The organism is Enterococcus sp. DIV1767 (assembly GCF_050542585.1).
Lineage (GTDB): Bacteria > Bacillota > Bacilli > Lactobacillales > Enterococcaceae > Enterococcus_D > Enterococcus_D innesii.
In genome coordinates, this window is the sequence record NZ_CP172936.1 from 3,329,590 (window position 1) to 3,345,944 (window position 16,355).

The 16,355-nt window shown below is 33.5% G+C and carries 11 protein-coding genes; all 11 read right to left on the reverse strand.

What is annotated here, in order from left to right:
* Positions 1-28: 28 nt before the first annotated feature.
* Positions 29-1,282 (reverse strand): ABC transporter substrate-binding protein, encoded by a 1,254-nt coding sequence (locus IGI78_RS15800; protein WP_195266371.1) that lies wholly within the window; start codon positions 1,280-1,282, stop codon positions 29-31.
* Between the two features lie 20 nt (positions 1,283-1,302).
* A complete protein-coding gene (locus tag IGI78_RS15805) occupies positions 1,303-2,157 on the reverse strand; it encodes a GRP family sugar transporter (protein ID WP_195266373.1) in 855 nt (284 codons plus the stop codon).
* Positions 2,154-3,257 carry a glycoside hydrolase family 88/105 protein gene (locus IGI78_RS15810; protein WP_244350712.1) on the reverse strand — a complete coding sequence of 368 codons (1,104 nt, stop codon included), beginning with the start codon at positions 3,255-3,257 and terminating at the stop codon, positions 2,154-2,156. The genes IGI78_RS15805 and IGI78_RS15810 overlap by 4 nt, the downstream gene beginning before the upstream one ends.
* Positions 3,258-3,259: 2 nt before the next feature.
* Complete coding sequence (locus IGI78_RS15815) at positions 3,260-4,129, reverse strand: AraC family transcriptional regulator (protein WP_195266377.1); 870 nt, start codon at positions 4,127-4,129, stop codon at positions 3,260-3,262.
* Between the two features lie 717 nt (positions 4,130-4,846).
* Positions 4,847-6,997, reverse strand: coding sequence for a hypothetical protein (locus tag IGI78_RS15820; protein ID WP_195266379.1), 2,151 nt, complete (start codon positions 6,995-6,997; stop codon positions 4,847-4,849).
* On the reverse strand, positions 6,990-10,490 hold the full coding sequence (locus IGI78_RS15825; protein ID WP_195266381.1) for a hypothetical protein: 3,501 nt from the start codon (positions 10,488-10,490) through the stop codon (positions 6,990-6,992). Before IGI78_RS15825 ends, IGI78_RS15820 begins: the two co-directional genes overlap by 8 nt.
* A gap of 307 nt (positions 10,491-10,797) precedes the next feature.
* Complete coding sequence (locus IGI78_RS15830) at positions 10,798-11,727, reverse strand: ThiF family adenylyltransferase (RefSeq protein ID WP_195266383.1); 930 nt, start codon at positions 11,725-11,727, stop codon at positions 10,798-10,800.
* On the reverse strand, positions 11,724-13,298 hold the full coding sequence (locus IGI78_RS15835) for an ATP-binding cassette domain-containing protein (protein ID WP_195266385.1): 1,575 nt from the start codon (positions 13,296-13,298) through the stop codon (positions 11,724-11,726). Before IGI78_RS15835 ends, IGI78_RS15830 begins: the two co-directional genes overlap by 4 nt.
* A complete protein-coding gene (locus IGI78_RS15840; protein WP_349702335.1) occupies positions 13,291-14,229 on the reverse strand; it encodes a radical SAM protein in 939 nt (312 codons plus the stop codon). The genes IGI78_RS15835 and IGI78_RS15840 overlap by 8 nt, the downstream gene beginning before the upstream one ends.
* Entirely contained in the window at positions 14,222-15,040 is an 819-nt protein-coding gene (locus tag IGI78_RS15845; protein WP_195266390.1) for a hypothetical protein, read from the reverse strand. The genes IGI78_RS15840 and IGI78_RS15845 overlap by 8 nt, the downstream gene beginning before the upstream one ends.
* Entirely contained in the window at positions 15,024-16,310 is a 1,287-nt protein-coding gene (locus IGI78_RS15850) for a radical SAM/SPASM domain-containing protein (protein WP_195266392.1), read from the reverse strand. Before IGI78_RS15850 ends, IGI78_RS15845 begins: the two co-directional genes overlap by 17 nt.
* Positions 16,311-16,355: the final 45 nt, after the last annotated feature.

Consider the following 16,355-nt stretch of genomic DNA (forward strand, 5'->3'; position numbering starts at 1 on the left):
GTCCAGTCCACATCATTTCCCACTTTACTTACTTCTTCGTGTACCCATCATTGTAGTCTTTTTCGATATTTTCAATCATTTGATCAAACGTGATTTCGTCATTCAACGCTTGAACCATTGAGTCCTTGTATGCACCAGTTAGTCCAACGTATCCAGCCATTGTCATCGCTACTTGATCTGCAGTTTGTTTAGAAGAAATTGGCTGGGCTGCAGCTTCAATTTCTTGATTGTAGATATCATAAGCCGCTTGTGCATCCCCGTAGTCCACATTTATTCCTTCTTCTGCTGGAAGATAACCAGCTAATTCACATAACTCAGTATAATTTTCTGGTGTGTACAACCACTCCATAAATTTCTGTCCGCCCTCACTGTTCTTACTGTTCTCAAAGCCAACCATAAAATTACCACCCATATTGGTAGCACGAGTTGTTTCATACGGCATGTAAATGGCTTGCCAATTGAAATCTTTAATATTCGTAGTAAAATCCTTAATTTGCCAGCTACCCGACATGTATGCAGGAATCATTCCACTCTTAAACATGGAAGAAGCATCTTCCCCAGAAGTCCAGACCGTTTTTGGAATTGTTCCGTCATTATTTAGATCAATGAACTTTTGTAACGCGTCTTTTGTCGCGTCATCCGTTTCATACGTACCAGTTGCTTCATTCAAAACAAAATCCTGTCCACCAAATTGGTACGTAAACGCTCTCAAACGATGGTCAGAAGGATCCATTACAAACCCATATTTCGCATCTGTTTTTTCTTGAATTGTGTCCACTGCTTCTAAAAATTCATCCCATGTCCAAATGTCTCCTTCATCCTGGGGATAAGAAACACCTGCTTGATCAAATAGATCTGTATTAATAAACATCCCTACCGCAGTAATATCTGTTGGTAGTGCTCGAACCTTGCCGTCGTCATCTTTGATTGTCATCGAATCTAGCGTTTTCCCATTATTAGCAATATCTGTCAAATCAACTAAGTAGTCTCCCCAATCTGGTAAGATTCCTGAAACGCGGGCAACATCGGGCGCATCATCTGATTGTACAGCTTTTGTAATTTTCGTTTCCATATCTGCATAAGGTACATCTGTCACTTCCACTTTGACGCCAGTCTCTTCTTCATAACGTTTTGCCATCTCACTATAAGCACCGCCTTCTGATGCATCTCCCGATACAAACAATCTTACCGTTTCGGAAGAAGCAGAATCAGAATTGCCACATGCCGTCAGGCCCATTAATAACCCTACACATAAGCCTGCCTTTAAAATCTTGTTTTTCATTAGTATTTCCTCCTAGTCGTCTATTTAAATTGACTTAAACCCAAAATTGCTGAAAAAAACATGACCATTCCGATGATCGTATGCATCACTTCTACCTTGGACTTTTTTTCCTTTAATAATAAAATCCCCCCAATAATAGATACAAATATGCACAACTGAGAAATCGTATAACTGAATCCTACGCCTAACTGTGTCACGATATAAAATAAGGAAACATTTGCTATTGTCCAAAATATACCTGTCAGCACATTACGAGAAATTCTCGATAGTTCTTGCTTCCCTGGATCAAATTTCGCAATCACACAAGAGGAGAGAAACATTGCAAATGCTTGGGGTAGAAAGATTTGTAGCCCTTCTACATGAAAAAGTGATGTCGTTATCATATAACCCATCAGACAAAGTGATGAGGTACAAATCATGATCATGGTTTGTAACGACACCGTTTTTTGTTCAGTATCCTTTTTTTGATTCATTGTAATAAGATAGATGGCAGCTAGGATAACCAGCAGCAATAGCAGGGTAACAAGTGACTGCCTCATACTCTGCCATTCACGGAGAAGGATGCCCGCAGCCAATGACGTAAACACCAATTGTGTTCCATTTGATAATGGCATCACGACCGAAACTAACCCAGTCGTAAGGGCTTTGAATTGGAGATATTGGCCACCTGCCCAAAATGATCCAGAGATCAACGCCGCAATTGTCCCAGTCAAAGTGTACTCAACACCCGTTAAAAAACTGAGAATGATAGAAATGCCAAACGCCGTAACAGTTGTTCCCAATAATTGTTCCACGGGTGATCCCCCAGCTTTTTTAGAAATAATAGGCATCAATCCCCATCCCAAAGCTGGTAAACAATAGATGAGATAGTTCATTTGATTTCCTTTTCTTTCAAAGATTTTGCGATACTCAAGGCAAGCAGTGTCATCGCTTGTCCATACACCATTGGCATTTGTACAATTCCTTTATAGTCTTCCGCGTTGCAAGAAATCGGAGTACCTGCAGACACCCCAAGTACCGTACCATCTTCTGCTATTTTGGCAGTTAATGATGAGATTAAATCGTTGATCGTCTCGTCAGAAAGCTGAATGGTAAGGAAGTCATTCTTTATTCCTAAAAGAATGCCGGCAATGATTCCGGCTGAGCCGGACGTTTCCGTATAGGAAGTGGCGTCCGTTAAAATGGTATGCCATAATCCATCCTTGCTACGGAGGTCTAACAACGTTTTGACTTGATTGTTGTAGAGATTCAATAGGTACACTTCTGACGACTTAGCTAAATACCCTTTCATTATTTCCAAAAACAGCGGTATACCAATCGTGATCCAGCTATTTCCTCGACACCAAAAATTGCCTCCATAGTTTGATTGTTCTTCAAAATTCCACCCATGATAAAACAGCCCACTCTTACGATTCAAGAGATACTTACAATGTAGCAGCATTTGTTCTATTGCATCCTCACGCCATGCCTGATTATCGTATTTCACCCCCATTTTTCCCATAAAAAGCACGGTCATGAAAAGAGTATCTACCCAAATTTGCTGTCGATTCTCTTTTACTGTGAATTTGTCTATCCCAGACGTAATATGCTGTAGACCATTTTCATCTGTTCTAGGAAACTCTCTTTCAATCCACTTCATCCATTCTAGAGCCATGTTTTCATACTCCGGATAGTCAACAAGTGTTAGTAAAGGACAAATCGTATTCACATTTTTAGTTGGAAGTCCTTTATTGATCTCTTCAGTTGCCCATTGTTTGATATACTCATCATTTAGCGGTCCTTCCAAATGTAAACCATAGATTGCGACGCCTTGAGGCCAGTCCCATTGTTCCATGCCAAAGTCTCTAGCAAAAAATCCTTTACGTTCGGATAATTGATTATTATTGTCTCTAAAATCTTCTTGATTTAACGGTAAGCTATCAAAATACTTAAGCCGTTCTCTTACGAGTGAGATTTTATTATTCGCTACTACCATTCCTAACTCCTCTTGGCTCTTAAGTTTTTTAATTGGTATTGTTTTGGTGACTCAGCTTGTATCTCTTTAAACTTTTTAATATAGCTAGATTCATCACGATAACCAATTTTTTCCGAAACTTGTTTCACAGAGTATCCTTGTTCCAATAATTCTCGTGATTTCATAATTCGCATATAGATTAAATATTGATTTGGGGTCATCCCAAGTGCATTTTTAAATGCGCGAATAATCGTTGATTTACTGATAAAAAACCGTTCACTCAATTCGTCCAGAGTCATTTCATTCATGTATTCTTCTTTAAGAAAAGAAACAATCTCAGAAATTGTTTGGTAATGCTCATACGATATTGGTTTATGTAGCTTCTCATTAGAATAAACGATTTTATTCAATAGAATAAGTAACTCAGTTAACTTCAATTTTAGATGCAAAAGTTCAAACGGTTTTTCTCGCTCTTGGTCACATCGAATCATTTCCTCATAAAGGTTAGTGACTTTAAGACTTTGATCTGAAGTCAACTCGAGACAGTCGACTTTTTGTTTCTTAGAAAATATTTCTAAAAGAAAAGGAAAACTGGTTGTGAATTCTTCAATAAAGCTGGGCTTGAACAAAACAAAATAGCGTTCATACAATTTGCTACGATCAATCGAGACTCGATGGAGTTCTTCTGAACTAAATAGAGCAACTGTACCAGCATCCGCATCAAATTTTCGTTCATCAATCTGATACGTTGTGCTATTTGTTAATGTAAAATGAATTTCAAACCCGTCATGAAAATGCGGCTTATCCATAAAATGAATCCTGTCTATTTTGTGCATTACTACTAAATCATTTTCAATCAGTACCTTATCAACGTTTTCAGTATCTAATCTCATGTTCTCACCTCACTGACAAGATGATTGTAACCGATTTCTCTATGAAATTGTATACGTTTCCATTCAATAAATCGGGCAATATTGTCATAAAATATAGAATTTGGCACGATTTTAATTGTTACTAAATAATTAACCGAAAAAAAGTATGCATTACTTAATCTAGTTGAGTGGCTCGAAACCTCTTGATATCCCTCCAAGCCAAAATTTTTCGATAAGCAGTTTTAAAGGCACATAACGAGAAGAACGTCCGTTGGTTAAGCGTATCTGGCTTAAATGATGATCGCCATTCAAATCAAACTGTCAGAAAGCATTGGCTACTAAATAGAGAAATAGAGGAATCTATCATTTATCGGGCTGATGAATCATAATTGTCGTTGTACCATTTTTGCGCATCGTAAGAAATAAAAAAGCCGCGCGTTTCTACGCGTGGCCAAGATAACATGAACGATAAAAAAACCTTTCAATACACGAACAGTGGCTACCAACCACATATCAGATCGAAAGGAAGTTTTTAATGTCTAACAACGATAAACCTTTAGGGCATGTAAGGTGGAGTTGTAACGTTCCCCTTGTTTTTACGGGTGGCTATTTACTATAGCTATAAAAAAGTATCGGTCTCTAGGTTGAGTAAATTACTACAAAATAAAAATCGGGATCTTACGAGTATAACATTCCATTATTTTAGATTTGAAAAGGTATTTAGGTCTTTTAAACAAATTAGGACTTTTTTTCTGTATTTATTCTTTTCAGGTTATCAGTGTGTTCCCTAATTAGTTTAAATGGAAATGGATAGACTGTCATTGAACCATTCCTCACCATATCAATATCAAATAACTTTACAATCTCTTTAAATTGTAATTTTGGGGTACCGCTTACTAAAAATTCTCTCATTCTTGTTGTTCTCGCTACAGGGCTATTCGATATATTATTAGCAAATCCCGCGAAGTAAAAATTTAACCCAGATGAATTTGAATCTCGAAATAAGTTGATATTTAAGAGATTTCTATAGACTTCTTGATATTCTACGGTTCGGATAGGTGGCCAAATATAATAACCTAGCTTATTATGAATCTCTTCATTTATTGCTTTGAAAATGGATGGGTTTCCCCTTAAATCATACCCTTCCTTAATTAGTCCAACTTTTTCAATATATCCTAGCTTCAATAGATGCTCATAAAATAGCTTGCCCTTTTGGATGTTTGGATGATGCGGGTTTTCCTCTAAGAAGTCATAAACAACTTCCTTTAGTTTCGCAGTGCTAACATCCTTGTCTACAGTCTTAGTATCCAAAAGAATATCATGGATGTATTGATAATCTGCAATCGTTGTCATGTCTGTTTCATAGATCATAGCTAAAGAATGCTCATTTTTCATAACAAAACCTGCAACCTTGCTGTAATTTTCATACTTATCATAAGGTTTTTTTCGTTTGCATCGTAGATTTTCTAGCTTGACCAGCAGTGGAGAAACCCTGTTTTTCACGTTGTCTGAGGAGTAATAAATATATTCCAGCACTCCTCCCTTCGCTATCTTCAGTACACATAGTCCATACTCACTGTCTTGCTCTCGAACATAACAGCCAAAAGTCCAGATATCATCTGTGTTGAAAAAGTCTAACAATGTTAATTCGTTTAACTGCTTTTGATCATTTACTTCCTTTAATATAAGTTCGTGGAATAATTTAAATAACAGAGTTTCTTTTTGCTTCTCATTTGTACTCAAAAAATTAAAGTCCTCGATTGTAATGTGTTGGATAATTTTTCCAGGTTGCATCACTAAGTAAGGATCTTCTACATTTGATTCCTCTTGGAATTGGTAATACTCCAGATTATGAAGCAAAGCTATGTTATAGCCTTCTCGGACATCATCAGAATACTGGAAATTAATCTCTTCACATCCTTTCATTGTAGTTAATAATTCTAACGTTTTACTCAAAATATCTTTTGATTCAGAAGTTTTTACTAAATCAATCAGATAAATTGTTTTTCCTGAAAAATAATCTGTATATAATTTTTTGTTTTTATTACTCGCACGTTTTGCTGAACTATACGCAACATCATCCATTGTTGAAATGGTTACTGTCATATAATCAGACATATGAGTTTTCATTTCTTCCATGAATGAGTATAAAATCCCCGTTTTTGATTTAAGAAAATCTGTATGCGATTTTAAATCTAAATGGTTCACAGATGCTCTCATACTAGGAACTGCACGATTTGAAAAAACTTTCTCATTCATATCTATAGAAGCATTCTTTATTTGCTTCAATATGCCTTTCTTGTCTTCCCAAATATAAAATTTAGTAGTTTTTTCTCGATTAAACTCAGTTAATTTTGCAAAATTTCTCGCTCGTAAGTTGAAGCGGTTATTTTCAAATAACGGTTCGATCATTACACCCATTATTGAATTTTTACGATGCCAACTGCCCTCTTTTTTGGGAAGAAAAAAACAAGTATGTCCATCAATCTGGCCCCAACCGTTTCTGTCACTTAACCTTGGAAGTATTCCAAGAATTAAGCATTTTAAGGGAAAAAAATTTTTTTCAGCGTCAGGATATCTCCCTTGATAGAAAACGTTATAACTTTTTGTTAGGAAAATATCAATTGGTATTTTCCCGAAAAAAACTGAAATTTCATCTAAAAAATCTGGATTCTGATCGCTTTTCTTCAGTAGAAAGAATGCTTGACCTGATATTATTTTAAGATTGAGTACTTGCGACCAGTACAATGGAATTTTTGTGCAAACAGAGTTGAATTCTTTATGTCCTTCTTTATTGATAATCGTATAGAAATAAAAATCTTGGTCCAATCGTTCAAAATGAAACTGTATATTCCATTGATTATGATATAACTGCGCTTCTTTATTCACTTAGTTCCCCCCATATCATTCGTGCCTGTTTTTTTAATATACTTTGACCGTTTAGATCAATTAAACCAGCAATTTCAATAATTTTTTTGTCATTTGTCATATCAAAATGAAAATTTCCGCTAGTATCAATTAAATTAATTATCCACGCATGTTTCCCACCTATATCGCAAAATTTACTACGTACCTTTTCTCTTGACTCTTCCAGCGAAACTTCAAACGTTAAATTCCAATTTTTAAAGTCATAATAATTTCCTGAATCATCACGATAATCAAATAACTCAAAAGCTGCATCCGTTCTTATTTCGTGCAATGTCGTTTCCAATTCGGTTTCAACAATAAACTTCCCAGCTATCTCCCCATAAGCTCCCTTAAGTATGGCTTGAAAGAAAATAGGATTTACCATAAATGGTGCTTCGGAAAATGTTTTAGAATAACCTTCTTCTTTAAACAACTCCTTCATTCTTGGATACTTCAAAAGTATAGGTAAATTAGCATTTTCTTTTGACACTCGAAAAATCGACTGTTCTTTCTTTCCTCCAAGCTTTTCCACTTCTAACTTTGTCTTTCCTAAGTAATAATTCCCATAATCATCTTTTGCATAATAGTAAGAGTCTGCCATTCCTCCAGGGCTCTCAATATAGGCACTTGCTAACTCGTCATTAGGTAAGTAGTCCAAGGTTGGGTTAGTCAAGAGTCTTCTTCGTATTAATCGCCACTCTTCTCGTGCTTGCTCACTGTGGTGGATACTTTTAAGAAGCTTATTTAGATAGTTAGCTGCATTTTTCATAACTAAATTGTTTCTTCTATTTCTTTGTACTTCGGCATCCACAACTGGTTCTAACCATTTTTCTTTTTTATGTGCTAGAACTGCTGCCATCTCAGGAGTTATGAGTTTGGTATTTAGACCTGATTCAGTAATGTTTCCGAGTAATTTCGGAGAGATCAAAAATAAGATACGATTGGATTTATTGGTTGTTCGTGTGATTCGACCAACAGCTTGAATAACTAGTTTGGTAGCTTTCAAACGGACACTTATTGTTTTAGAAAGTTCTCTAGTATTGAGCTTGCGCGATTGTCTTGTCGCATAAACTTTTAAAATACTATCAATAAGTTCATTTTTATAGCCTAGATCGATCTCACCTCCTGTATACAAATACTCAATTTCCAAAAGCAAATAAAGAACCTGCTTATTCAACATTTCCCATGGGACATCTACATTCAGATAGGAAAGTAGGTAAGTGATATTTCCTAAGTAAACACCATCAATATCTTTCATTATTGTTTGCAAATCATCTTTAGTAAGTGATGTTTCCATCCTAACAATAGCTTCGGGCTCACAAGCTTTGTATTGGAGATTTTGACCAGCTCCAGTAGTCGCATATGATGTCAATATATACAATTTTTCCCCGCCTGAAAGTCTAGTTAACATTTCTTCTTTTTTCTTCTCAAAGTGATCGCCCTTCAAAATAAAAATGCCTACGGTTATTTCATAATAAGCTACAAGTGCGTTGAAAATTTTTAATAAGATAGTTTCATCAAATTCAGGATGATTTCGTTTTGGTAATGCTGTTTGTAATGCTAGTATTGACTGGTATTGGGAAGAATTAATAAAAATACAAAACGATTCAACGACCTCCATGTATCGATCAGCAAAGTAAGAAGTCTCTTTCTCCTTGATTTGGCTTACTGCATTTTCGATATCTGTTGATATCTCAACGGCAAGTTTTTCTAATAATGTTTCGTCATCGACTTCCTTAAATTCAGAAATTATATTTTTTATTTTTCTTTTTGAAAATGGTTCATCAAAATATTTATCGAAACTATATGTATCAAATAAGATTCTGTTTTTTTCGTACAATGAATACTGCTGACTATATTCTTGCATCGTTTCTTGTGATATCAAATTTTTCTGTTGCGTTGCAATATGAAAATCTGTACCTAACTGTTTCTGTATTCTTCTTAGATCGTAGTTACCAAGTATAGTAGGAACCATTGCTGTTGCCGAAAGGCCAATCACTCGTGCGCGACTTGCCAATGAAACAATTGCTGATTCTGGAATATCATCAATACTTAAAATTTGGATCATCGTTTCAAAATATCTGCTATCTGAATCAACATATTCATACCAACGCATAGTTATTTTTGTTTCGTCAAAATAATAACTGTTATGATTCAGTTGGTTCGCTACTTTTCGATTCAACAAGCGCTTTATTTCATCCTCCGGAAAGTGGAACAGTCGATACAAAGACTCGATAGATTGATTTCTGGTCATGCGACTATCGTTTATGTTGCGATTCGCATTAGTATTGGTTCTTAAAATCTGTGCCCATTGTGTAACAGCGTAATGAAATTTTTCAACAAAGTTGTACAATATCTTTATTGTATTTAAAGGTTTCATCTGCACCCCGCTTTTTACCGACTCACTGTATTCTACTTTTGAAACAAAAGATAATTCCACTTGCTCTTTCTGTTCATTAATAATGCCAGAAGTCAAATTATTTTCCGCATCATAAGAATAATGATTATCGCCATCAAAGAAAACGACTTTGACCGAATTGGTACCAGTATCTATGGTTTTATATGAAAGATCTAAGCGATTATCCTCATAAATTCCTTCTACTTCTTCAATTAACCCAGGAAATCCATCGCCTTTACCAACGAGAAAACCTCTATTCAATTCTTTATCATACTTTTTTATAATTTTTACGTTCCTAGGATTTGTTAAAGTTGAATGTATTCTTCTGAAGGAATCAAGCAAGTTGCTTTTAGACTTCATAGCAGATTCTACAATCTCATTTAGTAAAACTTGCTTCGTTTCATCAAACTCATCGATAACGATTGTGGCATCTTCTGTAAAATCAGAATTCATAAAAATAAAGCTCGCATCAACAATTGGATCAACAACTTGAATAAACTTTTTAACAGTCATAAAGAAAATACTATAGTTCCAAATATCGGCAGTTGGATATAAAGTTCTTAACCACGCCCACTCATCACTCCTGCTTACCATTTTTTGGCGTTCTTCCAATTTTGAGGGAAGATCGTGCAGTACTAATTTCTTTAGTTCTCTTCTAAATTCGGGTTCCAAATCTTCTCTAATAAAAGTATGCAACTGTCGTTTTCTTTCGCCTGATTCATTCTTATACTCATTAATCGCATTTACTATTTTATGATAGATGTCTGTTTTATACTTATCAGGATATGCCAACATCTCATTTAAATTCTCTAACACAAAATCAACGTTCGATTTTACATGAAGCACTTCTTTCTTAAAACAGCACTCTCGACCATCAGATTTGTATAACGCTTTCATTTCTTCGGATGATAAATTTTTAATATTATTTGTTATAAAAATTTGCTTTTTATTTCCTGCTTTACTGTTACGATAAAGCAAATTTCTTGCCGCGTAGCTCTTGCCCTTTCCCGTAGGCGGATCGTATAAGAACAGTCCTCTACTATATTCCATTACCCCTTTTAGATCTCGATATTTCATACGACTCCCCCTATTCAATAATTATTCTAAAATTTTCAGCAAGATGTGCTTCTTGAAATTTGTATATTTAACTCTCCCCACAATGCTTTTTATTAAGCTTATTTCTATTATTTTACCAAACGCGATTTTTTATTCAATAAAAATAAGAAACTTATTGTTTTTAACAACATTTTTGAAAAAATAAACTTTTTGGTCTGTGTAAGTATCTTAGTCTGTTATATCGACACACTCTCATAAAAATATGCAAATCCATTCCTTAATTTGAAAAAAAACTAAATAGTCTCCTAACATTCATTTTTTAGCCTTCTTAAGTACCACCTACAAATAAATTTTTCTTATAAAAATCAATGACAAAATTATTTTGATAGGAAAACGTATCTTCCCCAATAAAATAATGAATAATATCATAAGCAATAAAAGCAGCCGTAATCAAATTAGTTGGACAAAAAGATGCTTTCGGTATTTCAGATCTTATTTGACTTCTTTGTACGCTATATTTCGGCTTACGCATAGCATTAAAATGAATAACCCCAAAATTGATTCCTACTCCACCTTCTATACATGGAATATGTTGCTCTGAACAATATTCAGTTATTTTTTGAGGTAGCCCATTAGGTTGATCAATAGCTACGACAACTATATCTGGGTGTTGAATGTCTACACATTTCTTGAAATCATGAATGTTGTTGATCTTTTTATCAATTTTTAAAATTTCTGAATCACAATAATATTCTTTGACCAATTCTTCGCACTTATCCGTTTTCTTTTTGCCAATATCACTTGGATAATAAACCATTTGTCTATTCAAATTAGTTAATTCAACATGATCATAATCAACTAAAGTGTAGTTTTTTATACCCGAACATAATAACTGATGCAACACCATTGATCCAATTCCGCCTAATCCTATGATTGCAATGTGAAGAGTGCTCAAATACTCTTGCACTGCTTTAGGATTAACAGTAAAATCACTTAAATAGTAAAGTTGTCTATTTGTTATAGTTTCCTCATCCTCAAAAAGATAAGTTAACATCCTCATCTCGTTTAATTTATCTATCAACAAACAATAGTCTGGATCCATTCTTTCCAGAACTACGGTGTCTACTCCTTCTATAAGGGATTCAACCATTTGTTCTATTCCTTCAAAATGCGCAATTTTCAAAGTTTCTCTATTAATAAAATAAAAAAAGTTTTTGTCTCTCTCGACTGTGATATGGTTTTTCAATCCAATTTTCATATACTTTCTCCAATAATCACTACATCACTAAATTTATCTAATACTAACTGGTCGTAATGATGTAAGGACAGTAAAACTATTTTATCGTCAATCTTAAGCAAATAGTCCAGCACAACTTCCTCCATTACTTTGTCCAAAGCAGAAAAAGGCTCATCCATAATTAAAAATGACGCGTCTTTATACAAAGCTCTGGCAATTGAGACCATTTGCTTTTGACCACCACTAAGGGCGCTGACCTCTTTCGAGAAAAATTCATCCTGCTCATTAATAAACAATTTTTTTATCTTACATAGTTTCTCTTCATTCACATCGCTAGAAAAGCCTGTAATGTTGTCGATTACACTGCCGTTGTATAGTTTTATGTTTTGAGTCACCGCACTGATTTGAGAAAAATAGCCTTCTTTTTTCAAATGTTGGATGTTTTTACCATTAATCAAAATTTCTCCACGATATTTATTATTAGCCAGCATCAAAGCAGCATATATCGTTGACTTTCCGCTACCGTTTTTCCCTATCATTGCATAAGTATTTCCTTTCTCCAAAATAAAACTGTTTGGTCCAATTTCTCGCTTGTTTTCCATAAGAAATGTTACATTTTTCATTTCTACTTTATCTATAACAGAATGGAAGTCCTCTCGCTTTTGTGAATCTTCTGATTGCAAAAACTCCATCATTTCTTGTCGAATTTCCTTTGAAGAGTAAATATCTGCTAGCGTATTGGAAAACCAGAAAATAGGTGTTGTAATTGTACCAGCAGCTTGTGTGATAGCAATCAATTCCGCAAAAGATAAGCTCTTTTGTGTAATGAGAATAGCACCAATGACATACATACCAATTTGTAATAGCCAAGCAAACGAATCATTTGAGACAGTAACGATTGACTTTTCTTTTTTTAATACAAACATTTTTTTTGCACTCTGTTCACTCGAAGAAGCAAACCGTTTTTCCAAAAAATTATCTAGAAAAAATACTTTTCTAATTATGGAGTGATCAAAAATATCTAGCAAAACGTCTGAGTTATTTCCCAAACTATCATTGTATTTCTTTTGAGAAGGGGATATCTTGTTTGACATTTTTTTCGAGACGAGTAACGAACAAACAGCAATAAGAATCAGATAGCACAGAATAATTTTGTTTAAAGAGAAAATAAGAATCGCACCAAAGCTAAATGACAAACCAAAATATATTAAACTAATCAATGAAGGAATATAATTATCCACGATTAAGGGGATGTCATTACTAAATACCTTGATTAGTTTTGAAACCTTTAATTCTTCTGTCACATGTTTAGCAGCTTTGCTGTAAAACAATTGATTTAACTCGTTTTGTGAACGAGAATAAAATTTAATTGAAAAATATTGAGAAAACCAATTAACTAGACACAAAAGAATCAATACACTCAGATTTATTGTTGTCAATCTAACCAGATCTAAAGCGTACTTACCTTCTGCGACAGACATATTGTATTGAATTAATTTTGATAAAATAGGACTATACGCTGAGTAACATACTAAAAAGAATATCGATAAGAAACCCAAATATTTATTTTTTTTCAATAAAAGTCTAAACATTATTTACCCCCAATATGTATCTTTTATACTGATCTTTTAACATTTGGTGCTGATCTATTACTCCATTTGGATTATCAATATTATTCATCTCATTATTCATCAATAGAAAACGATAGAAAGTAGATTCTTTTATTTTACTATCTAGCAATCCAAGCGAATAAATATCATTTTCTTCACTAGGTAAAGGAAAATGTGAATAGATATCATTGTTTCCAATCCATAAAGTTCTAAATAAATTTGTAACTATCGGATTCAAATAGTGCTTCAGTTTTTCTCTTGTACATAGGGATGTATAAATGGGAATTTTAAAAAAATATTTTTGATATACTCTTTTTATTTCTTCAAATATCTTCTCATGTACTTCTATACCTTGTTCGATATGAGCTGCCTTACCATCTGGAATAACGGGATTAATTGTGATTGACTGTGCTCCTAAACTGATTGAAAGCAGATAAACAGCTTCTATTTCTGAAATATTTTTTTCAGAAACAGTCATTGTCGTAGAAAATGGGATTTTTTTAGGGAGATGTTCAAGAAATTTAACAGTCCTTTCATAAGCACCTTTCTTTCCACGCAAAAAATCGTGTGTTTCACTTTCTCCGTCAATACTCACGACAAAATGACTTATATATTCGTTTTGATATATTTCTTTATCTAATGTAGTTGTGCCATTTGTTAATACTTGAACCGGCAAAGAAAAATTGGTTGTTACTTTCAAGAATTTATAAAAATCTGGATGGATTGTAGGTTCTCCCCCTGTAAGAATTACTTTCTTCAAACCATAGTCTTTTAATTCATTAATTTTGTTTTCAAAGTAACTAAGATCCATTTTATCTTTATTCGAATATTGAGCAGATGCAAAGCAGAAATTACAACGAAGATTACACCTGTTGGTAATTGGAAAAATAGCAGTTTCTACTATGTTAGGCATACTCAGCCCTCCAATATTTGATAAAATATTCTTTCCAAGGAAAAAACTCATACGGATAGTTCAGTATTTCCTCTGTAAAGATTTTTCCATTTATATTCAAATAATTTTCTTGACTATCATGCAGTAAATCCTTTAAATTGTCATACTTCAAATTACCAATATTACAGTCCGAGAAAATATAAATTCCATAATCAAATTTAAGGTATATATTTTTAGGTAATCCAGTTTTCTTCATATGGCATTCCTTCGCACTACAGGCACCTATATGACAAGGATGTTGTCTAAGGGAATTCACATGTATATGATTATTAGATAATCGTATATTCTCGTATGGCATTTTAAATATCCATTCAAGAAAATTGGCATACTTATCAATGGCTATTTCATTTTTATAAAAAAAAGGATCAAAGATAATGACGTGTTGATTACAAATTATAAATTTCTCGATTTTATCTTTATCGTAATCCCCAGATAAATTTAATGGAAGGTTTATGAAAGATAAATCTTTATTATCTCGAAAACATAAATTTGGTTGGATCATTTCATAATCGAGCGTTAAGCTATAACTTTGGTTTCTACTCAAAATTGGCATATTTTGAAGATTTTTCATGTTACATTCAATATTAATATTGTTTGAGGTAAATATATTTTTTAATTCAGCAAAGTTTAGGTTCACATTCCGAGAGTTTTTTATATTAATACTGGCAAAATTAAACTCAACCAAATTGCAAAGCTTTTCTTTGTCCTCATCTCTTTCAAGAAGTTCAGCTTCAATAGTTAAAATAGCATATTCTTCATCGGTAAATCTCATTTTTCCACTCCATCATCTCAGACTTTTCATTTTGATAAATACTACACATGATAGGATCAACTTCTTGAACATCCCCTAAAAAATGGTATGCTCGAGAACGACAACCTCCTAAGCATTGCTTTGAGTAAACACATTCTTGTTCAAATTTACAAGAGACATTTATATGTTTGTTTTTAAAGTTATGCATAATCGTTTCAAAAGAATCTTCTTTTAAATTCCCAAACCAAAATTGTTCATTGTGAGTTTTTCGCATAGATGGACAAATAGTTACATTGCCATGACTATCCACAAACAAAAAACTTTTACCAACACCACAATCGTTGGCATATATGCAAGCTATGTTACACTCTATTTTTTTACTTAAATCTAACTTATGGTCATTCAGAACAGCATCTACTGCAATTTGTTTATACTTAAATGAATTTTCCCACAATTCCGTTAAATTGTTTCTATTTCGCCCTCTTCCTGTAGGTATAATCACATCTGCTATATAGGGAACTTTTAAATCTAATTTTAAAAAGTTGATAATACTCTCGAGTTCATTATCATCTTTGTTATCAATCATCATATTTACTCTTACTTCGATTGACTCATTTTTTAATTTTTTTATGTTTTTTATAGTAGTATTTAAAGCACCCGTTTTCCCTCTAAAAGCATCGTGTTTTTGGGGATCAATGAAATCGATACTAGTTACAATTTTTATACTGTACTTACTTAAAAGAGCCACTATCCTTTTGGGTAAGAACGTCAGATTAGTAAAGATAGTAATTTTGAATCCGTTTCTTCCTATATAGTCAATAATTTCCTCTATATCTTTCCTAATCAAGGGCTCACCACCTGTAATTTGAAAAATATAGCACCCTTGTCCTTTAGCGTTGTCAATTAAACCTTTTATATCACTATAAGATAAAGCATCCTCCATCAATACTGAAGATTCATTATAACAATGATTACATCTTAAGTTACATTTTTGACTAACTTCCAAAAAAATACGGTTCACACTATAATTTTCTTGGATAAAGACTATATCCATTTTTGTTGTACAATATGAAACTAGAACTTCCTTTTGAATTAATTCATCTAGTACGTCTATTTTACGAAGATACTCTATAATCTCCTCTGTCATAATATGTTCATAACTTAACCCTATAAGTAAATTAAACATATCTTCATTCATTTTCTCTTTTTCTTCACTTATTTTATTGAACAAGAAAAACTTTTTATTGCCATATTCCTTTACCAATAAAAAGTTTGTATTAAACCAAAACATTGAACTCCTCCTCACAATTTAAAGAAAAGCCCACTATCTTTCGTA